Annotated in this window: 24 protein-coding genes; 15 read left to right on the top strand and 9 right to left on the bottom strand. The window is 63.4% G+C overall.

Annotated elements, in window-relative coordinates:
* A complete protein-coding gene (locus BKY26_RS14530; protein WP_071691111.1) occupies positions 1–867 on the bottom strand; it encodes an AraC family transcriptional regulator in 867 nt (288 codons plus the stop codon).
* A 152-nt stretch (positions 868–1019) separates the two neighbouring features.
* On the opposite strand from BKY26_RS14530, the gene BKY26_RS14525 reads away from it, so the two are divergent.
* Positions 1020–1943 carry an aldo/keto reductase gene (locus BKY26_RS14525; RefSeq protein ID WP_071691110.1) on the top strand — a complete coding sequence of 308 codons (924 nt, stop codon included), beginning with the start codon at positions 1020–1022 and terminating at the stop codon, positions 1941–1943.
* A gap of 61 nt (positions 1944–2004) precedes the next feature.
* Here BKY26_RS14525 and BKY26_RS14520 read toward each other — a convergent pair whose 3' ends face one another.
* On the bottom strand, positions 2005–2292 hold the full coding sequence (locus BKY26_RS14520; protein WP_071691109.1) for a YggT family protein: 288 nt from the start codon (positions 2290–2292) through the stop codon (positions 2005–2007).
* Between the two features lie 142 nt (positions 2293–2434).
* On the opposite strand from BKY26_RS14520, the gene BKY26_RS14515 reads away from it, so the two are divergent.
* From BKY26_RS14515 to BKY26_RS14500, 4 genes are all read left to right on the top strand, one after another.
* Positions 2435–2965: an acyl-CoA thioesterase gene (locus BKY26_RS14515; RefSeq protein ID WP_071691108.1), complete on the top strand. Its 531-nt coding sequence runs from the start codon at positions 2435–2437 to the stop codon at positions 2963–2965.
* Between the two features lie 69 nt (positions 2966–3034).
* Complete coding sequence (locus BKY26_RS14510) at positions 3035–4402, top strand: MFS transporter (RefSeq protein ID WP_071691107.1); 1368 nt, start codon at positions 3035–3037, stop codon at positions 4400–4402.
* A complete protein-coding gene (mepA, locus tag BKY26_RS14505; RefSeq protein WP_071691106.1) occupies positions 4402–5325 on the top strand; it encodes a penicillin-insensitive murein endopeptidase in 924 nt (307 codons plus the stop codon). The genes BKY26_RS14510 and mepA overlap by 1 nt, the downstream gene beginning before the upstream one ends.
* Positions 5295–6176, top strand: coding sequence for an esterase-like activity of phytase family protein (locus BKY26_RS14500; protein ID WP_071691105.1), 882 nt, complete (start codon positions 5295–5297; stop codon positions 6174–6176). Before mepA ends, BKY26_RS14500 begins: the two co-directional genes overlap by 31 nt.
* Here BKY26_RS14500 and BKY26_RS14495 read toward each other — a convergent pair.
* Positions 6163–7041: a LysR family transcriptional regulator gene (locus tag BKY26_RS14495; protein WP_071691104.1), complete on the bottom strand. Its 879-nt coding sequence runs from the start codon at positions 7039–7041 to the stop codon at positions 6163–6165. The two genes, BKY26_RS14500 and BKY26_RS14495, sit on opposite strands and share 14 nt — an antisense overlap.
* Positions 7042–7136: 95 nt before the next feature.
* On the opposite strand from BKY26_RS14495, the gene BKY26_RS14490 reads away from it, so the two are divergent.
* Complete coding sequence (locus tag BKY26_RS14490) at positions 7137–8189, top strand: sodium-dependent bicarbonate transport family permease (RefSeq protein ID WP_071691103.1); 1053 nt, start codon at positions 7137–7139, stop codon at positions 8187–8189.
* Positions 8190–8201: 12 nt separating this feature from the next.
* Here BKY26_RS14490 and BKY26_RS14485 read toward each other — a convergent pair whose 3' ends face one another.
* A complete protein-coding gene (locus tag BKY26_RS14485; RefSeq protein WP_071691102.1) occupies positions 8202–9047 on the bottom strand; it encodes an LOG family protein in 846 nt (281 codons plus the stop codon).
* Between the two features lie 159 nt (positions 9048–9206).
* Here BKY26_RS14485 and dapD point away from each other — a divergent pair, with 159 nt between their 5' ends.
* The 3 genes from dapD (at position 9207) to BKY26_RS14470 (ending at position 11280) form a co-directional block, all read left to right on the top strand.
* Positions 9207–10034, top strand: coding sequence for a 2,3,4,5-tetrahydropyridine-2,6-dicarboxylate N-succinyltransferase (gene dapD, locus BKY26_RS14480; RefSeq protein ID WP_071691101.1), 828 nt, complete (start codon positions 9207–9209; stop codon positions 10032–10034).
* A gap of 151 nt (positions 10035–10185) precedes the next feature.
* On the top strand, positions 10186–10437 hold the full coding sequence (locus BKY26_RS14475; RefSeq protein ID WP_071691100.1) for a GlsB/YeaQ/YmgE family stress response membrane protein: 252 nt from the start codon (positions 10186–10188) through the stop codon (positions 10435–10437).
* A 78-nt stretch (positions 10438–10515) separates the two neighbouring features.
* Complete coding sequence (locus BKY26_RS14470) at positions 10516–11280, top strand: YHYH protein (RefSeq protein WP_071691099.1); 765 nt, start codon at positions 10516–10518, stop codon at positions 11278–11280.
* A gap of 74 nt (positions 11281–11354) precedes the next feature.
* Here the strand turns inward: BKY26_RS14470 and BKY26_RS14465 are convergent, their stop codons facing one another.
* Both BKY26_RS14465 and BKY26_RS14460 read right to left on the bottom strand, forming a co-directional pair.
* On the bottom strand, positions 11355–11555 hold the full coding sequence (locus tag BKY26_RS14465) for a YgaP family membrane protein (RefSeq protein ID WP_071691098.1): 201 nt from the start codon (positions 11553–11555) through the stop codon (positions 11355–11357).
* Between the two features lie 75 nt (positions 11556–11630).
* Positions 11631–12230, bottom strand: a complete 600-nt coding sequence (locus tag BKY26_RS14460) for a Crp/Fnr family transcriptional regulator (RefSeq protein ID WP_071691097.1) — start codon at positions 12228–12230, stop codon at positions 11631–11633.
* Positions 12231–12316: 86 nt separating this feature from the next.
* Here BKY26_RS14460 and BKY26_RS14455 point away from each other — a divergent pair, with 86 nt between their 5' ends.
* Complete coding sequence (locus BKY26_RS14455) at positions 12317–12652, top strand: hypothetical protein (protein WP_071691096.1); 336 nt, start codon at positions 12317–12319, stop codon at positions 12650–12652.
* A gap of 9 nt (positions 12653–12661) precedes the next feature.
* The gene (gloA2, locus tag BKY26_RS14450) at positions 12662–13048 is read left to right on the top strand and encodes an SMU1112c/YaeR family gloxylase I-like metalloprotein (protein WP_071691095.1); all 387 of its coding nucleotides are present in this window, start codon (positions 12662–12664) and stop codon (positions 13046–13048) included.
* 7 nt (positions 13049–13055) lie between these two features.
* Here gloA2 and BKY26_RS14445 read toward each other — a convergent pair whose 3' ends face one another.
* Both BKY26_RS14445 and BKY26_RS14440 read right to left on the bottom strand, forming a co-directional pair.
* Positions 13056–14075, bottom strand: coding sequence for a Hint domain-containing protein (locus BKY26_RS14445; RefSeq protein ID WP_071691094.1), 1020 nt, complete (start codon positions 14073–14075; stop codon positions 13056–13058).
* A gap of 88 nt (positions 14076–14163) precedes the next feature.
* A complete protein-coding gene (locus BKY26_RS14440) occupies positions 14164–15744 on the bottom strand; it encodes a choice-of-anchor L domain-containing protein (protein WP_071691093.1) in 1581 nt (526 codons plus the stop codon).
* A gap of 220 nt (positions 15745–15964) precedes the next feature.
* On the opposite strand from BKY26_RS14440, the gene dapE reads away from it, so the two are divergent.
* Genes dapE through rnr form a run of 4 tightly spaced genes read left to right on the top strand, consistent with a single transcriptional unit; the run spans position 15965 to position 20808 of the window.
* On the top strand, positions 15965–17107 hold the full coding sequence (gene dapE / locus BKY26_RS14435; protein ID WP_071691092.1) for a succinyl-diaminopimelate desuccinylase: 1143 nt from the start codon (positions 15965–15967) through the stop codon (positions 17105–17107).
* Complete coding sequence (locus tag BKY26_RS14430; protein ID WP_071691155.1) at positions 17107–17703, top strand: TIGR04282 family arsenosugar biosynthesis glycosyltransferase; 597 nt, start codon at positions 17107–17109, stop codon at positions 17701–17703. Before dapE ends, BKY26_RS14430 begins: the two co-directional genes overlap by 1 nt.
* A 57-nt stretch (positions 17704–17760) precedes the next feature.
* Positions 17761–18501, top strand: a complete 741-nt coding sequence (locus tag BKY26_RS14425) for a class I SAM-dependent methyltransferase (protein WP_071691091.1) — start codon at positions 17761–17763, stop codon at positions 18499–18501.
* Between the two features lie 51 nt (positions 18502–18552).
* The gene (gene rnr / locus BKY26_RS14420) at positions 18553–20808 is read left to right on the top strand and encodes a ribonuclease R (RefSeq protein WP_071691090.1); all 2256 of its coding nucleotides are present in this window, start codon (positions 18553–18555) and stop codon (positions 20806–20808) included.
* Here rnr and BKY26_RS14415 read toward each other — a convergent pair.
* Positions 20805–21572, bottom strand: a complete 768-nt coding sequence (locus tag BKY26_RS14415) for a sulfotransferase family 2 domain-containing protein (RefSeq protein WP_158514344.1) — start codon at positions 21570–21572, stop codon at positions 20805–20807. The genes rnr and BKY26_RS14415 overlap by 4 nt on opposite strands.
* Positions 21573–21652 lie beyond the last annotated feature (80 nt).

Raw genomic sequence — 21652 nt, 5'->3', positions numbered from 1 at the left:
CTATTCCGCGGCGGATAGCGGTTGTTTCAGCACTTGCTGCGGGGGCCGTCCAAACCGGCGCGAAAATTCACGGCTGAACTGCGCGGGGCTTTCATAGCCCACGGCGAAGCCCACCTGCGTGACGGATTGCGTGCCCTCTTCCAACAGGCGGAGCGCCTCTGACAGGCGCACATCCTTCTGGAACTGCAAAGGTGTGGTTCCCGTCAGCGCCTTGAAATGCTGATGGAAGGCCGATTGTCCCATCCCCGCCTCACGCGCCAGATCGGGCAGGCGCTGGGGTTGAGCATAATTGCGCCGGATCAGGGACGCGACGCGCGCGATCCGGCTTTCCTGACTGGTGGGCGACAGCAGCCGGCGCAGCATCCCCCCGGCGGGCGAGATGAGCAGGCGATAGTGCAGTTCGGTCAACAGCAAGGGTGTCAGGACCTTGTCATCGGCAGACCCCGGTTCCAGTGCAAGCAGCCGTTCAAGCGTCTGCAACAGGGCCTTGTCGGCAACGGCAGAGCGCATGACCCCGGTTCCGGCGGAATCCGGCAAAGGACGATCCGGCAGGCTGTCCGCAAGCGACCGGATCCGCGTCAGGTCAATGGGCATGATCAGTGCCAGATACGGCACCTGTATGATCCGGGCCGTTACCGGCGTATCATGGGATACAACCAGCATGTCCCCTTCTGCAAGATATACGGTGCCCCTGTGGCTTGTCGTTTCTTTCGATCCTTGAAGGATCAGGCAAATGACGGGGTTGTAGACACTGGCCTCGATGAGCCGTGGTTGCGACTCTTTCACGGGAAAAACGCCCCCGGGAAGCGCCCGTTGATCGGTACTTCTCAGTCTCTGAATAAGGGAATCAAGCCCTGTCTCTCGCATTGTTCGGCCTCCTCGTCTCATCATGACAGACGATCCGGGGCCTTGGTGAAAATTCTGCGACCTTCGCAGGATTTGACAAATCGTTTGGAAGATCAGGCAAGCACGGTTTTCAGCGGACCCATATGGTCACCTCAACAAAGAGGAGACCTGATATGACACCCCTCCAGTCACGCTTTGCACTTGGTGACATCCACATACCCGCCGTCGGTTTTGGCACATACCTGATTGCTGACGATGACGCGGCGGGCGTGGTGTCCGATGCGATATCTGTCGGTTTCCGCCATATCGACACGGCAGCCGGTTATCACAACGAGGCCGGAGTCGGGGCCGGAATTGCCGACGGGATCTCCCGCGCTGGCCTGTCCCGTGACGACCTGTTCGTGACAACCAAACTGTGGCCCGGGAATGCCGCCTGGGGGGATCCGCCGAAGGGGTATGACGAGACTCGCACGGCCTTCGAGGCCAGCCGCACGGCGCTCGGTCTGGATGTGATCGACCTCTACCTGATCCACGCGCCCTCTGGTGCGGATAGGAGGGTGGAGCAATGGCAGGCACTATGCGACCTGAAGGCCGAGGGGTTGGTACGGGCCATCGGTGTCAGCAACTACACCGAGGCACATATCGAAGAAATCCGCGCCGCCGGTCTGCCATTGCCAGAGGCGAACCAGATCGAACTGCACCCATGGTCGCAGAAGCCCGATCTTGTTGCCTTCCTGCGGGCCGAGGGCATCTTGCCGATCGCCTACAGCTCTTTGGTGCCGTTGTCGACCTGGCGGGCAGAGCCGGGGCAGAACTCTGCCAAGACGGAAGAGATGAAGGCCGACAGCCAAAGCGCAGAGTCGCCCTTCAAGACGATGGCTGCCCGCTACGGCGTCTCTGAAGCGCAACTGCTGCTGCGTTGGGGCGTGCAAAGCGGGTATCCCGTTCTGCCAAAAAGCACGAATGTGGATCGCATGAGGCAGAACCTCGATCTGTTCAGCTTCGAGATATCGCGGCAGGACATGGACCTTATGGCCGCGATGGACCGGGGCGACGGGGTGGCCTGGGCGACGGGCGATCCGCGCGACATGGGGTAGGCGCGGGGGCTCTGCCCCCCGCTGTTTTTCAGCCGGGCCATTCGGGTCCGGCAGAAAGACCTCAGATGAAATAGACCGCGTTGTTGCGGATCAGGATTTCTGCGGCGAAGAGGCCAAGGATCACGATCAGCGGTGCAAGGTCGAGCCCGCCCATGTCGGGCAGGCGGCGGCGGATCGGGCCGTAGATTGGCTCCAGCAACTGGTTCAAGCCGCGCCAGATCTGCGCCACCAGCGGCTGGTGCATGTTCAGGACGCCGAAATTGATCAGCCAGCTCATGATGATATGGGCGATGATGATGAACTTGGCGACGCTGATCAGCATCAAGAGGATCTGAATGATCGACAGCATGGCGGGCGCTTTCCTTTGCTCGAAACCAGCCCACAGGTAAGGGGGAGGGTCCGCATTGGCAAGGGCGTGACGCAACGGAGCCTGTTGACCCCGGGGCCGGGCGGGGTTCTGTGGCCCTGTCTGCCACTACAAGGTTTGTCCGATGTATCCCTTTGCCCGGATGGTCTATCAGCTGGCGGTGACCCGCAATGCGCCAGCCCTGCCGGTGACCGGAACCCATGTCAGCCATCATCGCTGTTGGCCCTGGGATATCGACCTGTGGATGGAGCTGAACAACGGGCGCACCCTGACGATCTATGATCTCGGCCGCATTCCGCTTGCGCGGCGAACCGGGCTGGTTGAGCTGCTGCGCAAACAGCGCTGGGGGCTGACCATGGCGGGCGCTTCGGTGCGCTACCGGGCGCGGATCCGGGCCTTTGAGCGGGTCGAGATGCTGAGCCGGGTGGTGGGCTGGGATGACCGGTTCATCTATCTGGAGCAGAGCATGTGGAAGGGGCCGACCTGCTGCAACCAGATTGTCTATCGATCGGCCGTGACGGACCGCAACGGGATCGTCCCGATGGACCGGGTGGCCGAGGCTTTGGGGATCGACCGGCAATCACCGTCCCTGCCCGATTGGGTGCAGGCCTGGATTGATGCCGATGCTATCAGACCCTGGCCGCCTGCAAGGTAATCTGCCTTTTTCATTGCCAAACTCCCCCAATGTCTGAATTCTGCCTGCACGGGACATGAGGGGCGGGACATGGCGGACGTAACACTGAAAAAACGCATCTGGGGCTGGTATTTCTTCGACTGGGCCAGCCAGCCCTATAACACGCTGATGCTGACCTTCATCTTCGGCCCCTATTTCGGCCAGACCGCCGCCGAGGCGCTGATGGCTGGAGGCATGAGCGAGCAGGCCGCCGAGGCCGAGGCACAGGCGCTGTGGGGCTACGGGCTGACCATTGCCGGGGTGATGATCGCGCTGCTGGCGCCGATCCTGGGCAGCGTGGCGGACACATCGGGCCGGCGGATGCCTTGGATCTGGCTTTTCTCCGCGCTCTATGTCGTGGGGGCCTGGGGCTGCTGGTACACGGCCCCACAGGATTTCTCGACCACCTGGGCGCTGATCTTCTTCGGGATGGGTCTGATCGGGATGGAGTTCGCCACGATCTTCACCAATGCCTATCTGCCGACCATGGGCCCGAAAGAGGAGTTGGGGCGCATCTCGGGCTCTGGCTGGGGCTTTGGCTATATTGGCGGGGTGGTCGCGCTGGCGATCATGCTGGTGGTGTTCCAGGCAGGCGATAACGGGCTGACCATGGCCGGGATCGAACCGCTTCTGGGCCTCGATCCCGCGACCGGGGCTGATACCCGCGTGGTCGGGCCGCTGACGGCGCTATGGTATGCGGTGTTCATGATCCCCTTCTTCCTGTGGGTAAAGGAAGCCCCCCCGCATGAGGGCGCCCATTACCGGATCGGCGAGGGGTTGAGAGAGCTGTGGCACACCATCAAGGGCCTGCCGCGCCATCCCAGCCTGCTGGCCTATCTGGGCAGTTCCATGTTCTACCGCGACGCGCTGAACGGGATGTATACGTTCGGCGGGATCTACGCGCTTGGCGTTCTGGACTGGTCGATCATGGAGGTGGGGATCTTTGGCATCCTCGCCGCCATCTCGGGCGCGGTCTTCGCGTGGATCGGCGGGCTGGCGGACCGGAAATACGGACCAATGCCGGTGATCGTGGTGTGCTGCGTGGTGCTGATCTTCACCGCCTGCCTGATCGTGGGCCTGTCGCCCGAGGCCGTGTTTGGAATGCCGGTTGCCGAGGGGTCGTCTCTGCCCGACCAACTGTTCTATGTTGCAGGCCTGCTGATCGGGGCTGCGGGTGGGGCCATTCAGTCGGCCAGCCGCAACATGCTGACCAAGCAGGCCAATCAGGAACGCATGACCGAGGCGTTCGGGCTTTATGCCCTGTCGGGCAAGGCCACGACCTTCCTTGCACCGTGGCTGATTGCGGTGACGACTGACATCACCAACAACCAAAGGCTTGGGGTCACCCCGCTGATTGCGCTATTCTGCCTTGGATTGGTTATGTTGATTTGGGTAAAGCCCAACGGAGAAAGCGCCTGATGCTACGACGCGCCCTGTTTGCCGGATTTTGTGCGATTGCATTGTCCTCCTGTGCCGGGGACAGCCCGGACCCGCCCCTGAACCAGGAACAGCGCGTGACGCTTTCCACCATGAGCGCGACCCCGGCGCGGCGGTTGTTCGGCCACTTGCTGGATTCATCCGACGGGCAGGCGCGGGTCTATGGCGGATATGCGCGGGGCTGTATCCAGGGGGCGGAGGAGCTGCCCGAAACAGGCCCGACCTGGCAGGCCATGCGGCTCAGCCGCAACCGCAACTGGGCGCATCCCGAGATGCTCGATTTCGTGCAGGACCTGTCCCGCTTTGCGGCGACCCTGCCGGGGTGGGAGGGGCTTTATGTGGGCGACATGGCGCAGCCGCGTGGCGGGCCGATGCTGACCGGGCACGCCAGCCACCAGTCGGGGCTGGATGCCGATATCTGGATGCTGCCGCCCGACCGGCTTGACCTGACCGAAGCAGAGCGCGAAAGCCTGTCGTCGATCTCGACCCGCCGGGCGCGCGGGGCCTATGTGGGCGAGAACTGGACCGAACAGCACTGGCACCTGCTGCGAGAGGCAGCCAGCGATCCGCGCGTGGCGCGTATTTTCGTGTTCCCCGGTGCCAAGGTCTGGATGTGCGACAATGAAACCGGCGACCGGTCTTATCTGCGCCAGATCCGGCCCCTGCACGGGCATCACTATCATTTCCACGTGCGCCTGCACTGCCCCGACGGATCGCCCGATTGCGTGGAACAGGTCGCACCGCCGCCGGGCGACGGTTGCGACGAGGCGCGAGCCTGGCAGCGCAATATCCTCAATCCGCCACCCCCGCAGCCCGATCCGAACCGTCCGCCCCCCGTGCGCGGGGAAATCATGCTGAGCGATTTGCCGAACCAATGCAGCCGCGTTCTGGTCAGCTCGCCCTGACGGCGGCGCTGGCCGCGGGGATTGCCCTCACCGCTTTTGCGCAGGAACCGGGCGTGCTCGGGGCCTTTGCGATCCGGTCCGATCATGATCTGGTCGGCGGGCTGTCAGCGGTTGAAATCACCGATGGTGGTGCCGGACTGGTGGCGCTGTCGGATCGCGGGGCGCTGATCCGGGGGCAGATCACCCGCAACGGGGCCGGGCGCGTGGTGGCGCTGGCCCTGGCGGAGCCAGAGCTGCTGCATGCAAGGGACGGCTATCGCGGGGGCCGGGCGGCACGGGACAGCGAGGGGCTGGCGATTGCGGAAGATGGCCGGATGTTCCTGTCGTTTGAGGGGGATCACCGCGTCGTGCTGCATCACGCGCATGGCGACACGATCCTGCCTGCCGCAGAGGGATTTGCCGCGTTGCAGCCCAATGCCTCGCTAGAAGCGCTGGCGGTGGATGCCGAAGGGACGCTCTATACCCTTCCGGAACGGTCGGGCGATTGGGATACGGACTTTCCGCTGTTTCGCTATGCCAACGGGGCGTGGGACGAGAGCTGGAGCATCCCGCGCGTGGGGCGATTTCTGCCCGTCGGGGCGGATTTCGATGACCGGGGGCGGTTTTACCTGCTGGAGCGGGATTTCAGCTTGCTCTTTGGTTTTGCCAATCAAATCCGCCGCTTCGAGGTGACGGCGGAGGGCATGGCCGGGAGCGATGTGGTCTGGCAGTCGCCCCATGGCGGGTTCTCGAATCTCGAAGGGCTGAGTGTCTGGCGTGACGGGCAGGGCAGGCTGGTGGCCAGCATGGTGTCGGACGACAATTTCAGCCCGATCCTGCCGACGGAACTTGTCGAGATTATTCTGGAGTGACGTTCCCGCCTGCCAGAAGCGTCGCCAGCGCCGGGTGCGGAAACTGGCGCGGGACGGTGACGGCGTAGAAGGGCTCCGATATACTGAGGTCGAAGGCGGCCGTGACGATGCGGCCAGAGGCGATTTCGTCGGCCAGAACCACGGCGGGCGCGACAGCCAGCCCCACGCCTTCGCGCGCCAGCAGGCGGACCATGGCCATGTCATCCACCGTGGCGGCGATGCGGGGGCTGATCTGAAGTCGCGCCAGAAGGTTATCCATGCCCGCGCGAATGGTGTTTTCCGTGGGCAGGATCAGTGGTTCGTTTCCCAAAAGCGCGCGCAGGCTGGGGTGGCGCAGCCGCTCGGGCGACCCGTGAAGCTGCACGGGCTGTTCCGCAAGACGCTGCGCGGCGAAATCAACGCCCTGATCGCTGGCCGGAACCTCGGTCGTCAGCACCACGTCAAGCGCCAGCGCCGCGAGATCGGCCAGCAGCGTGCGCGTGTTGCCGGACCTAAGCGCCACGTCGCAATTCTTGGCCAGCGCGGGGCGCAGGAAGTGCAGCTGGAAGTTACGTGATAGGGTGGAGAGCGCGCCGACGCGGAGTGGCGGATTGGTGGTGTTGGTGCGGTTCAGTGTGGCGACAAGGTCTTCTCCTGCCGAGAAAATCCGCTCGGCGTGGTCCAGCGCGATGCGCCCGGCCTCCGTCAGTTCGAGCCGCCGCCCGACCCGGTCGAAAAGCTTGTGGCCAAGACGGTCTTCCAGCTGGCGGATCTGGATCGACATGGCCGATTGCGAGAGATTCAGCCGCTCGGCCGCACGACCGAGGTGGCCTAAGCGGGCGACCTCTCGGAAATAGCGCAGGTGGTGATAGTTGAGAGGGCCCATGTTTTAGAAAATAGAACCATATCAGAAAAAAGATATATTTTTTATTCCTACCTGGCGGCGGTAGCCAAGCGCAGATCCAAACGGAGAGATATGCCATGGACCTGATCGCAACCATCACCGCAACGATCCTTGAACAGTTGCGCAACCCCACGCTCGCCTTCCTTCTGGGCGGGCTTCTGATCGCCGCGCTTGGCAGCCGCCTGACGGTGCCCGACGCGGTCTACAAGTTCATCGTGCTGGTGCTGCTGCTGAAGGTGGGGCTCAGCGCGGGGATTTCCGTGCGCGAGGCGGATTTCTGGGCGCTGATCGTGCCCGGCGTGCTGGCGGTGCTGGTGGGGATCGCCATCGTGCTGATCGGCAGCCGGACGCTGGCCCGACTGAACGGCGTGTCGAAGGTGGACGGGCTGGCGACGGCGGGGCTTTTCGGGGCGGTCTCTGCCTCCACCCTCGCCGCGGGGATGGTGATGCTGGATGAACAGCAGATCCCCTACGAGGGCTTCATCGGCGCGCTTTACCCGTTCATGGACATCGCGGCGCTGGTCACGGCCATCGTGCTGGCGCGGGTCAGCGTGGCGCGCAAGGCGGTGGCCACGGGCGGCGGGACCGTCGCGCTTGGCGGGGGCGGCGCGCAGATCGACGGGCTGGAGAGGGGCATGTTGGGCGACATCCTGACCGACACGTTCCGCAGCCCCGCGATTTCCGCGCTGTTGCTGGGTCTGGTGATCGGGTTGCTGGCCAATGCCGACTCGGTCTTCCATGGCTTCTACGAGCCGCTCTTCCGGGGCTTCCTGTCGATCCTGATGCTGGTCATGGGGATGGAGGCCTGGGCCCGGCTGGCGGAGCTGAAGCGGGTGGCGCATGCCTATATCCTCTACGGGATCGCGGGGCCGATTTTGCACGGTGCCATTGGGTTCGGCGCGGGGATGATCGCGCATGAACTGACGGGGTTTTCTGCTGGCGGTGTGGTGCTGCTGGCCGTCATGGCCTCCTCAAGCTCCGACATTTCCGGCCCGCCGACCCTGCGCGGTGCGCTGCCAGAGGCGAACCCCTCGGCCTATGTGGGCACCTCCACGGGGTTGGGCACGCCGGTTGCCATTCTTAGCATCCCGGCGTGGATCGCGCTGGCCGAATTTCTGATCGGCTGGTGATGCCAGAGCGGCCTAGCGCCCCGGAATATCGCCCCGGCGCGCGGTGTCGCCCCAGCTATCTATGATCTCCACGGCCTCTTCCGCCGTTTCGACAAAGCGGAAGAGGTCAAGGTCTTCGGGGCTGATCGTGCCCGCGTCGGCCAGAGCCCCCCAGTTGATGATCCTTTCCCAGAAGGCACGGCCGAACAGCAGGAACGGCACCCGCTCCATCCGGCCGGTCTGGATCAGTGTCAGGCTCTCGAACATCTCATCGAGCGTGCCGAATCCGCCCGGAAAGATGGTGATCGCCTTGGCCCGCATCAGGAAATGCATCTTGCGGATGGCGAAGTAGTGGAAGTTGAAGCACAGGTCGGGCGTCACGTACTCATTGGGTGCCTGCTCATGCGGCAGCACGATATTCAGCCCGATCGAGACGCCCCCCGCATCCGCTGCACCTCGACTGCCCGCCTCCATCACGCCGGGGCCGCCGCCGGTGACGATGATACTGTCATGCTGGCCGTTGTTAAGGCTGCGTTCGGTGACGATCCGGGCGAACTTGCGGGCCTCGTCATAATAGTGCGACAGGTCCCTCAGGGTCTGGGTGCGCGCGCTGTCGGCCTTGGACGGCTCGGGGATGCGGGCCCCACCGAACATCACGATGGTCGATTTAACGCCGTATTCATCCATGATCATCTGCGGCTTCAGCAGTTCCAGCTGCAACCGCACGGGCCGCAGTTCGTCCCGGCACATGAAATCGTCGTCCGTAAAGGCCAGCCGGTAGGCCGGGGCGCGTGTCTGCGGCGTGTCCGGCACATGGCGGGCGGTTTCGATATCGGTATGGGCGTCGCGGAACAGCCCGTCGCGGGCGTCGTCATGCATCACTCGTTTCCTTTCGGTCTTGGGCCAGGGTCCGACGCTACCTTGAGCAGTAGGAGGAGGAAACCCGTCATCGCATGGATGTGAGAGGTGTTATTGCTGATTGAGCCGACGCCCCCCGTCCGATATAGCGCCCGGGACCAAGACATTTCGGAGGGACCAATGTCCAACGCTCAGCTGGAAGCAGCCATCGAAGCCGCCTGGGACGCGCGCGACCAGATCACCCCCGCCACCACCGGCGAAACCCGCGAGGCCATCGAGGACACGCTCAATGCGCTCGACAGTGGCAGCCTGCGCGTCGCTGAACGGCAGGACAATGGCGACTGGCATGTGAACCAGTGGGCCAAGAAGGCGGTGCTTCTGGGCTTCCGCCTGAAGGATATGGAAATGCAGTCCGGCAGCGCCCAGGGCGGCAGCTGGTGGGACAAGGTCGACAGCAAATGGGCGACCTGGGGCGAGAATGAATGGGGTGCGGCGGGCTTCCGCGCGGTGCCCAACTGCGTGGTGCGCAAATCGGCCTATATCGCACCGGGCGTGGTGCTGATGCCCTCCTTCGTGAACCTGGGCGCCTATGTGGACAGCGGCACCATGGTTGACACCTGGGCCACGGTGGGCAGCTGCGCCCAGATTGGCAAAAACGTGCACCTGTCGGGTGGTGTCGGAATCGGCGGCGTGCTGGAGCCGATGCAGGCGGGCCCGACGATCATCGAGGACAACTGCTTCATCGGGGCGCGGTCCGAGGTGGTGGAAGGCTGCATCGTGCGCGAGGGCTCGGTCCTTGGCATGGGGGTCTTCATCGGCAAATCCACCAAGATCGTGGACCGTGAAACCGGCAGCGTGACCTATGGCGAGGTGCCGCCCTATTCGGTGGTCGTGGCAGGCTCCATGCCGTCGAAGAACGGGATCAACCTTTACTGCGCCGTGATCGTGAAGCGGGTGGATGAGCAGACCCGCTCCAAGACCGGCATCAACGAGCTGCTTCGGGACTGATCCGACGGTTTGGCCGGGCGGGTGGAAGGCGCTTCGAAGCGCCTTTCAAACGCGTTTTCGAAAACGCGTCCCCCGCCCGGTGATTTTCGGTGCAACCCCTCGATGACCTTGTGATAATGTTCCCGCATCGAAACGATTTGGAGCATCTGGAATGCAAGGTTTGGGATGGATCGCGGCGATTGTCGTCGGCGGGTTGGCAGGCTGGGTCGCCAGCACCTTTATGCGGGCCGATACCGGGCTGGTTGCCAATGTGATCCTTGGGATCGTCGGCGCCATCGTTGCCAACTTCCTCCTGCGGCTGGTGGGGATCAGCGCCTCGCCCACCTGGATTTCACAAGGCCTTGTCGGCTTTGCCGGGGCCTGCCTGATCATCTGGGGCGCCCGGCAGTTGCGCGGCCGCTAAAAGCCGCTTCGTAAAAAATCGACGGAACAGCGCAACCTTCGCGTGTTACCCGGCATGACCCGCCGAGGAGGACGCGCGATGAGGAAGTCCCTGATACTGACCCTTGCCCTTGGGCTTGGCCCGTGGGCGCAGGCAAGCGGGGCCCATGAGAACGAGGTGGACATCAGGCTGGAGGGTTACAGGCTTTGCGTCACCTCAAACTCCAGCCCGAACCACGATATCGGGCGTTTCCCGAACCCGGGCAACCCCAACAGTTTCTCTGAACAGACCACCCGTGTCTGCGTCGATGCGGAGCCTGAGGCCACCGGCCTGATAACCGAAGATGTCCAAAGCTCGGGCATTTCTGTCACCGGTATCCTGTTCCGCCCCGGCACGGCTGATTTCTATGATGCCAGCAGCCCGCGTGGCTTTTCACGCGACCCGTCGTCGGGATGGCGGCTGGAAGGGATGGGGGCCGCGGACATGCTGGGGATGGATGCCGAGAACGCCCATGTGGATCACCGGGGGCTCTACCACTATCACGGCGTGTCAGAGAGCCTTGTGGGATCGCAATCGAGCAGCCTGATCGGCTGGGCCGCCGATGGGTTCGAGATCCATTATTTAGGCGACGGGGCCCAATCCGGCTGGCAGCTGCGGTCCGGCACGCGGAACAGCGCGCCTTATGGGTCTTATGACGGCACCTATGAGGAAGACTGGGTCTATGTGGCGGGCAGCGGCAATCTGGATGAATGCAACGCCGCCGTAGTCAACGGCACGCTGACCTATTTCGCCACCGACACTTATCCGTTTTTCCCGCGCTGCTTTCATGGCTCCGTCAGCAGCGATTTCATGGGCCGGCGCTGAGCCCCACTGTCCCTGAACAGCACGGCCCATGATGATCCCCCGCCTTCCTTGCTCCGAAGGCGGGGGATTTCTGTTCAGCCCTGACGCTGCGACAGCGGGCAGGTGTTCAGGCCCAGAATGCGGTAGAGCGGGCAGAAGCCCACAAGGCCGGTTACCAGCGGCACGATGCCGATCCAGCCCCAGTTGGTCTGAGGTCCGACGAAGACCAGGGCGATGAGGACGAGGCCCGCGATGATGCGCAGGGCGCGGTCGAGATTACCTTCGTTGCGAGGCATGGCGCGTCTCCTTTCAAGAGGCTTGCGATATGGAGGGATTATAGTGCCGGTGCCCGCCCGGCGGCGGTGACAGAGTCACCGTTCCTCTGCGGCAATCCGTTCCAATCCGGCCCGGTCCAGCACCCGCACCCCGCCACGCTGCTGTTCCACCAGCCCCGCCCGCGCCATTTCCGCCATGCGGCGGCTGACGAAGGCCCGGCCTGAGGCGGTTTCCGTGGCCAGCGCGTTGTGCGACGCATGGACCTCACCCATATCATTCGCCAACCGCAGCAGCACGCGCGCCAGCCGCGCGTCGAACCCGGTCAGCGCCACGTCCTCGATCAGCCGCTCGTATTCGCCGAAGCGGTTGGCGACGGCAGAGAAGACAAGATCGCGAAAGGCAGGGTCGGTTTCCAGCCGGGCGCGGAACCGGTCGGGCGGGACCAGCTCGCCCTCCAGATCGGTTTCGGCCACACCCTCGGCGGAATAGCTACGACCCTCGACCAGACAGGCGAAGGTTTGAAGGCACATGTCGCCGGGGCTGACGCGGTACAGAACCACCTCTCGTCCATTGGCAGCGGTAAGCGTGACCTTGATGGTCCCCTTGTCCAGCAGCACCAGACCAGGGCAGGCCTGTCCCGGCTGAAACAGGACGGTGCCCTTGGGAAAGGCGATGCGGCGGCGCAGGTCGGTCATGGGTTAAGGGATGAAACGAAGCGCGGCCCGCGTCAATGGCCAAGGCCCTGCTTGACCGGACGCGCGCAGGCGTCTAGGCGCAGGTCATGGCAAAGGAAAAGAAACAGCAACAGGTCTATACGCTTGTGGTCGAGGTTGGCCGCAAGGCGGGTGACGGCTTGCCCAAGGGTGCCACCGGTGCGGGGCTGATGATCTATGCCTCTGGCGTGGACGAAGCCGAGGCGGTGCGCGAAACCGTGGCGATTCTGAAACAGGCGGACCTGGCGCCGCTCGATGTGCAGGGCTATGGCACGCTGGAAGAACGGCGCGAGCTGGGCCATGAGATCCCCGAGGAAGAGGTCGCTCTGATGCAGCGCGCGGCGGACGAAAACTCTGTCATCGTGGCGCAGATGACGCCCTATTTCGGCGACGGGGACGACTAGGGCCAGCCGATGTTGCAGGGCATCCACCATGCCGCGATCATCTGCGCCGATTACGCGCGGTCCCGGGCGTTTTATGTGGATATTCTGGGGCTGCGGGTTGTGGCCGAGACGTTCCGGGCCGAGCGGCAATCCTGGAAGCTGGACCTTGCCTTGCCCGATGGATCGCAAATCGAGCTGTTCAGCTTTCCCGATGCGCCCGCACGGCCTTCCTATCCCGAAGCGCAGGGGCTGCGGCATCTGGCGTTTCGGGTTGCAGATGTGGCGGCTGCCAGAGATTGGCTGGAGGCGCAGGGGATCGCGGTCGAGCCGATCCGTGTGGATGAACTGACGGGCCGCACGTTTGCCTTTTTCAGCGACCCGGACGGGCTGCCGCTGGAGCTGTACGAAGCCGGATAAACCTGCGTCAGGCTGCGAAGGACCGGTTCTGGGCCAGCATCCCCAGATAGGCCTGAGCCCCGGCGCGGTCGATCACGGTCCAGGCCGGAACGCGATCCGGGTCCGCCAGGCGGGCGGAGGATTTTCCGGTCGCTTCCAGCACATCCGCCAACAGGGCCGTATCCAAGGCGCAGCGGCCTGCCAGCAGGCAATCGTGATCGTCCAGCAGAACGTGATAGGTGGTGACCATGGGCTGTTCGAGGCAAATCTGCGCGGCGCTGGCGCGGCGGATATCTTCAACACGGGCAAGCACCTGCTCCTCTCCGAACAGATACTCGACCTCGCTGCCGCTGAGCAGCAGTTTCTGGTTGCGGGAGACGACGATATCTTCGGTCAGGCCGAAATAGGGCGCACGCAGGCGGATCGGGGCAGAGGGACCGCGGGCCAGCAGATCGGTCTGGCCGATCCAGCGGATGGTCTGTTCCTCGCCGCTTTGCGACAGGATGCACATACCCGGTTGCAGGTCGGCCACGCGCATCGGGCCGGTCGGGGTCTGAACCCGCGTGTCGCCCGCGATGCCCGGCAATGATGTGTCAGGTAACGGATGGTTGGCGACGCCCGCATAGGCGACAGACACCATGGGGCCGGGGGTTTCCGGCACAATCTCGGCAAGGCTGTTGGGGGCGATGCTGCCGGTATGGGTGACGACGCGGTTGCCGGTCTGGCCATTGGTCAGGACAAGCTGGCCGGTCTTTCCCAACCGGTCCCACAAAAAATGCAACAGCAGCGGCTCGCGGGAAAACAGGAAACCGGCGTCGGTTTCAAACAGGAACGCACCCTGTTCGACGCAGACCGTGCCGTTCGGGCGGCAGATGATGCGCAGGTCGCGGGCGGTGCCGGTACGGCCTTGCCACAGGATTGCGGGCACCTGAAGTTCGCCCCTGAGCGTCATTTCAAAGCGAATAGTGCCATGGGACAGGTCCGCCATACGCGCCCGCGCATCGAAATGCGTCAGTCTCCGTCCATCCCAGATCGCCAGCCAGCTCATGCCGAAACAATGCCCCTCTTTCCACTGGATTGGATCATATCCGTGGAGTTGGGGCCGAAGTCGTTCGGAAATGTGGAAAGAATGTGACTCAGCCGAAAAGGGCCGCGGCCTCATAGCTGCGCAGGCTGGGACGGGCCGATGCGCTGTAGCCTTGGCCGGTTGTCAGGTCCAGATCCGGGAAAAGTGAGATGATCTCGTCGCGCACCGCATCGTCAAAGCCCGACAGGGTCACAGGTCCGGGATGGAAGCTTTCGGTCTGCAATCCCTCGGACCAGATGATCTGATGTTCGTCAAAGAGCAGGTGGAAATACTCGACCGTGCCGCCTTCGCGCACCCGGATCGAGCAGTCATTGACCAGGTCCTTTGCCGCGACCAGAACCTCTTCCTCGCCAAACAGCAGTTCGGCCATGTGGTGACTGACCAGCACCCGGTGCTGCGGCGACAGAACAAGGGTGTCATGAAACCCCATGGTGCCGCGTTCGATGACGATGGGAGCGAACTTGCCAGTGGCCTCGACCGTGCGATTGCCGATCCAGCGGATGGGCTGCAACCCGTTGTCGCGGGTTTCCACAAGGTCGCCGACGCGCAGCGCCTCGACCGGGATATCGCCCCGGTCCGTGCGGATCCGGGTGCCCGCCACGAAACAGGGGATCGTGGTGATGGTGACGAAGGCAGTGTCGGAAATGCCTGCACCCCCGCCAGCCGCAGCCGTGTAGGAAAAGGTGAAATCCTCTGGCGTCGTCGGGGGCGTGTAGCCGGTGGGTGCCTCGACCAGCAGGGTGCCGTCGGCCTGAAGCGTAACGTCAAACCCGTTGCTGAGCGTCACCGTGTCGCCGACATTGACGGCCTGCCCGTTGATATGGGTCACCACCATCGTATTCGCGGCCTGATCATTGGCGATCACATCGACGGAAATATCCCCATAGCCCGAGAATGTGGCCGTGTCGTCATTGGCAAAAACGCTTCCCTGAGCCGAATTCGCAGCAACCAGAATGGCGGAATCGTAGCTGCTGTCGCCAACATCCGCGATGCCAAGCCGGAGGGTGTTCACCTGGTTCGGATTGACCGTCATCATCACCGAGAGCGTCACGGTATAGCCGTCCATCTCGGTATTGGCGCTGTCATCGGTGTTGTTGACGTAGAGCGTTTCGTTGGACGAGTTGTTGACGTTGTTGATCTGGGCGATCTGGAAGACGGGCGAGGCGACCTCGACCCCGTTGATCCAGATCCCGACCGCATCGTTGAAGATCGACCCTACATATTCCGGGTATTCCTCGGACGCGAAGGTGAACTGCATTGTCAGCGTATCGCCATCGGGGATGAAATCCGCCTCCAGGATGGCAGCATCATAGGTGCTGGTCCCGGCCAGCGCGTTAAAGGCGGAATCGTTGTTGACGCCACGCGTGTTGGTTGAGGTGCTGGTGCTGACGTTCGGATCGCCCGAGGAGTTGGTGAAATCGCGGACCCGCCCGGTGGACAGGATCACACCGGAATCGGACGGCGTGGCATTGGGCGAGGTCGTATCGCCATCGGACCAGATGCCCGATGAATTGCGGTCGCCCGAATAGGACGCGCTGACAACGGTGACACCGTCGCCAAAAATGGTTTCGGCCATTTCATTGGCCGTTGCACGCGTATCAATCGTAAGTTCACTTGCCGTGACTGGCATGTGCTCTGCCCCATTCATCGGCATGATCGTCGCGGATAACGTGGGAATGCACCTGCCTGCTGGTGCGTTCTCTGCGCCGATAATGCCTGTCATTCTTTGTTTTGTCGCAGAATAGCCCTGTTCTTGTCACAAGTTAAGCCCTTGCGCGTCCCGGCGTGTGCTTGAGTCCCGCGGGCCACAGGTCTATCGCTGTGACACCCGAACAGAGGAGAGCCAAGCCATGACCGACCCGCAGAAACTGACCGCCGATCTGGTGCGCTGCGCCTCGGTCACGCCGGAAGAAGGCGGGGCCCTTGTGTTGCTGGAGCGGGTTCTGTCCGAGGCGGGGTTTACCTGCATTCGGGTCGACCGCGGTGAGGTGTCGAACCTGTATGCCCGGTGGGGCGACAAGGGTCATGCAAAGACATTCGGCTTCAATGGTCACACGGATGTGGTGCCGGTCGGCGACGCGGATGCCTGGACCCACCCGCCGTTTGGGGCGGAAGAGGCGGAAGGCTGGCTCTACGGGCGCGGGGCGACCGATATGAAATCGGGGGTCGCGGCCTTTGCCGCGGCGGCGATTGATTTCGTGCGCGACACGCCGCCTGACGGGGCCATCGTGCTGACCATCACCGGCGATGAGGAAGGCCCCTCGACCGACGGCACCATTGCCCTGCTCGACTGGATGGAGGCCGAGGGCGAGAAGATGAGCGCCTGTATTGTCGGCGAACCCACTTGCCCGGAAACCATTGGCGACATGATCAAGATCGGGCGCAGGGGCTCCATGTCCGCGTGGTTCACCGTGAAGGGCAAGCAGGGGCATTCGGCCTATCTGCACAAGGTGCTGAACCCGATGCCTGCGGTGGCGTTGCTGGCGCATCGGCTGTCGGCGCATGTGCTGGATGAAGGGACCGATCATTTCGATCCCTCGACCTGTTCGGTGACCACCATCGACACCGGAAACCCCGCCACCAACGTGATTCCGGCGGAAACCCGGATGGCGGTGAACCTCCGGTTCAACGATCTGCACACAGGCGCGAGCCTGACCGACTGGCTGCAAGCGGAGGCCGACAAGGTGGCCGAAGAAACCGGCGTAAAGATCGGGATGGAGGTGAAAATCTCGGGCGAGGCGTTTCTGACCCCGCCGGGGGAGCTGTCCGAGCTGGTCAGCAAGGCCGTCACGGCGGAGACCGGCCAGACCCCGGTCCTCTCGACCACCGGCGGTACCTCTGACGCGCGATTTGTCAAATCGCATTGCCCGGTGGTGGAGTTCGGCCTTGTCGGGCACCGGATGCACCAGGTGGATGAACGGGTCTGGATCGAGGATATTCACGCGCTGAAACGCATCTATGCCCGCATTCTGAGCGACTACTTCGCCCAATGATTCGCCCCACCGTCGTCGTGATGGTGAAGGAACCGCGCCCCAGCCGGGTCAAAACGCGGCTGGCTCGGGGCATCGGCTCGGTTCCGGCGGCGTGGTGGTATCGGCACCAAGTGACGTGCCTTCTGCGCCGGTTGCGTGACCCGCGCTGGCAGCTGGCTCTGGCGGTGTCCCCGGATGCGGAAGGGCTGGCCAGCCGCGTCTGGCCGGGTGATCTGCCGCGCATCCCGCAAGGAACAGGCGACCTCGGTGCGCGCATGGCGCGGCTGTTGGCTCTGCCCGGTCCGGTTCTGGTCATCGGCAGCGATATTCCCGGCATCACCAGAACCCATCTGGCCCGCGCCCTACACGCTCTTTCGACCGCTGACGCAGTGTTCGGTCCCGCCCCCGACGGCGGCTACTGGCTGATCGGTCAAGGACCGCGCCCCGCCCCGTGCGGGTTCCTGCGAGATGTCCGTTGGTCGGGACCCCATGCGTTGAAAGACAGCATGGAATCGCTGAAAAGCCGGCGCGTTGCGCTGGTCGATATACTGGCAGATGTGGACAGCGCAGGCGACCTATATCGCAGAAAGATTGCCGCGAAGGGGTTGATTGGTTAAGATTCCGCCTGAGCAGTCACAGGGGGCAGAGACCCCGGCAACCAGACAGAGGCAGGCATGATCGACAGGGACGATCTTCTTTCACGGATTCAGGACGGCGATATCTCGGTCTTTCAGATCAAGAGCCAGACCACCAACAAGGACAAGGCAACGCTGCTGGCGGTGCAGAATTTCCTGCGCGATCAGGTGGGCGATTACAGCTATATCGAGATCGGCTCACATCTCGGCGGCAGCCTTGTGCCACATCTGGCGGACCCGGCCTGCACCCGCATTTCCTCGGTCGATCTACGCCCCGAGGTGCTGCGCGACGAACGGGGCCGGGATGCGGTTTACGAGGGCAATTCCACCGAGCGGATGATCGACGGACTTGCTGTCATTCTGCCCATCGACTGCCTGACCAAGATGCGCACCTATGACTGCGACGCGGGCGATCTGGCGCATTACGACGTGCCGAAGGATCATGTCCTTGGCATGATTGACGGGGAGCATACCAATACGGCCGCCTTTCGCGATTTCCTAAATCTTCGCAAATACATGGCCAAGGATTGCGTGGTCCTGTTCCACGATTCCAACCTCGTCTTCGATGCGCTTCTGAATATCGAAACGCTGCTGCGCGATGAGGGTACGAAATTCGCCAGTTTCTTCCTGCCGGGCATCCTTTACGGCATCGCCCTGGGCAAGCTGCGCAAGCCCGCGAAGAAGGCGCTCGGACCGCTGGCCCATGATCACGAACAGTTCGTCACCCGTGCCCGACGTGACCTTCAGGAACGGATCGCCAAGCACCTGCAGGCCGCCTGAGCCCCCTGTTTTCCGCATGACGCGCCCCTTGGCCCGTGCTAGGCCAAGGGCATGAGCCAGATCCCCACAAAAGACCAGATCCTCGCCTGGATTTCCGACAATCCCGGCCATGCCTCGAAACGCGATATCGCCCGTGCCTTCGGCATCAAGGGCGCCGCGCGGATCGACCTCAAGCGCATCCTGCGGGAGCTGGAGGCCGAGGGCCATCTGGAAAAGCGCAAGAAGACCTATCGCGACCCGGACCGGCTGCCGCCTGTCGCCGTGCTGCAGGTGCTGGCGCCCGATGATCTGGGCGATGTGTTCTGCCGCCCTCTGGAATGGCTGGGCGAGGGGCCGGAACCCCGCATCCTGTTCAGCGCCAAGGCAACCGACCCTGCACTTGGGGAAGGCGACCGCATCCTGGCCCGGATGCAGGAGGTCGAGGGCGAGGATCACCAATATATCGCGCGGCTGATCCGGCGCATCGGAACCAATCCGCGCAAGATCCTCGGCATCTTTCGCAAGGGGGCCGAAGGCGGGCGGATCGTGCCGATCGACAAGGGCGCGGACAAGGAATGGATGGTGCCCGCCGCCGCCACCGAGGGTGCCAGGGATGGCGAACTGGTCGAAGCCGAACAATCCGGCCCCAAGGGGCGCATGGGCCTGCAAAAGGCGCGCATTGTCCAGCGGCTTGGCGATCCGAGCCAGCCCAAGGCGGTGTCGCTGATTGCGATCCACCAGCATGGCATCCCCGACGATTTTCCCGACGACGTGATCGCCGAGGCTGATGCGGCCAAACCCGCCGGGCTGTCGGGCCGTGAAGACCTGCGCGACATGCCGCTTCTGACGATCGACCCGGTCGATGCGCGCGACCGCGACGATGCCTGCCTTGCCCATGAAGATGACGACCCGAAGAACCCCGGGGGCTTCGTGATCTGGGTCGCCATTGCCGATGTCGCCCATTACGTGCGCCCCGGCTCGGCGCTGGACCGCGAGGCACGCAAGCGCGGCAACTCCACCTATTTCCCGGATCGCGTTGTGCCGATGCTGCCCGACCGGCTGTCGGGCGACCTGTGTTCCCTGCATGAAGGTGTACCGCGCGCCTGCATGGCGGTGCGCATGGTGATCAACGCGCAAGGAGAAAAGATCGGGCACCGCTTCGTGCGCGGGCTGATGCGGTCTGTTGCCTCGCTGAATTATCAAGAGGTTCAGAACGGCATCGACGGGCACCCCAATGACAAGGTCGCGCCGCTGGTCGAGCCGGTTCTTAAACCGCTCTTCGCCGCCTATGGCGCGCTGAAACTGGCACGGGCAAAACGCCAGCCGCTGGAACTGGACCTGCCAGAGCGCCAGATCATCCTGTCGGACGAGGGGCAGGTGACATCTGTGGCCTTCAAGGACCGGCTGGACGCCCACAAGCTGATCGAGGAGTTCATGGTGCTGGCCAATGTCGCCGCCGCCGAGGAACTGATCCGCCTGAAAACGCCGCAGCTTTACCGGGTGCATGAGGAACCGAACCCCGACAAGATCGCCGCCCTGCGTGAAACGGCGCAGGCCAGCGGCTTCAACCTCGCAAAGGGGCAGGTGCTGCAGACCCGGCACCTGAACAGCCTGCTTGCCGCCGCCGAAGGCACGGAGTTCGACGAGCTGATCAACATGTCGACCCTGCGGTCGATGACGCAGGCCTATTACAGCCCCGAGAATTTCAGCCATTTCGGGCTGGCGTTGAAGGCATACGCGCATTTCACCTCGCCCATCCGGCGCTATTCCGACCTGATCGTCCACCGGGCGCTGGTCTCTGCCCATGGCTGGGGGCGCGACGGGTTGTCGGCCGAGGAAATCGAGCGGCTCGACGACATTGCAAAGCACATTTCGGACACCGAACGCCGGTCGATGATGGCCGAGCGCGACACCACCGACCGGTATCTGGCGGCCTACCTGTCGGAACGTGTGGGCGAAAGCTTTACCGGTCGGATCAGCGGCATCGCCCGGTTCGGGGCCTTCGTGAAGCTGGATGACACGGGCGCTGACGGGCTGCTGCCTATGCGGGCGCTCGGGCGGGAGTATTTCCATCACGACGCCGAGGCGCAGACCCTTGTGGGGGCCGATACCGGCCTGACCATCGGCATTGGTCAGAGGGTCACGGTGAAACTGGCCGAGGCGGTGCCGGTTACCGGCGGCATGACGCTGGAACTGGTGGAGATCGACGGAAAATCCGTGCCGCGCGGGGCGCGCCACGGGCGCGGAGCGGGGCCAAGGCGAAAGGCGGGCAAGGCGCGTGCCAAGGCCGCCAAGGTCAAGAAGAAGGTGCTGCGCAAGCGCCGCTAGCGGAAGGTGATCCGCTCCATCACGTTCAGATCCTCGGCAACGTGGCGTTCCATCTCGCTGCGCTGCGCATCGCTGTCCAATTCGTCCAAAAGCGCCTGCCAGCGGCTGCGAGAGCGATCCAGCGGGCCGGGGTTGGCGTGCTTGGTCACGATATCCGGTCGTGTCCCGAAACTTGCTTCGATGTCATCCTCGATCTTCTCGAACTCTCCGAACCGGTAGATCGCGGTCAGCTTGCGGCTATTTTCCTCGGCCAACGCCAGAAGGTCGGCCAATGGGGCATCTGCGAGGGTTCCGCGCCGGATCAGGCTGCGCAAGGCCAGATAGGTCAGGGTCAGGTTGGACCACCTTTCCCGCACGGCCAGCTGAATTTGCGGGTCCTTGGAAAAGAAAAGCGCAGATGCACCGTTTAGCAGGGCGCGCTGCGCCGGTGGCAGAGAGTCCACCCCATTGGCATCGCGCGACCTGCGTGCTTCTTCCCGCATGAAGAAGAAGAAGGACCCAAGCCGTTCACGGGGGTCTCGCAGAACCATGAAGGAAAACGGATCGCCGGGCACGTTTTCCAGGTCGCGCCAGTGCAGATGGCCCGAATGCATGCGGTATTCCGGCGGAAATGTCGCCCCGTCCCGAACATGGGATTGCAGCCGGTAGGGCGAGATGTTCCGTTCCCCAAAAAGCGCGCCGACGCTGTGGTGAATGGTCTGACCACCTGTTTTGGGCAGGTGAAGAAAAACGATCGGGCGTTCTGAATCAGGATCAATCGACATTCCCCTGAGATATCCGGCCATGAGGCGGGCGCAAGTCCTTTCGCGCTGTTCAGCTTTTGGTAACGGTGTTGGCAGAGACT

Source organism: Nioella sediminis (genome assembly GCF_001879695.1).
In the GTDB taxonomy this organism is placed as follows: Bacteria; Pseudomonadota; Alphaproteobacteria; order Rhodobacterales; family Rhodobacteraceae; genus Nioella; species Nioella sediminis.
The sequence above is the reverse complement of the archived record's forward strand: the minus strand, read 5'-3'. Positions and strand labels throughout refer to the sequence as shown.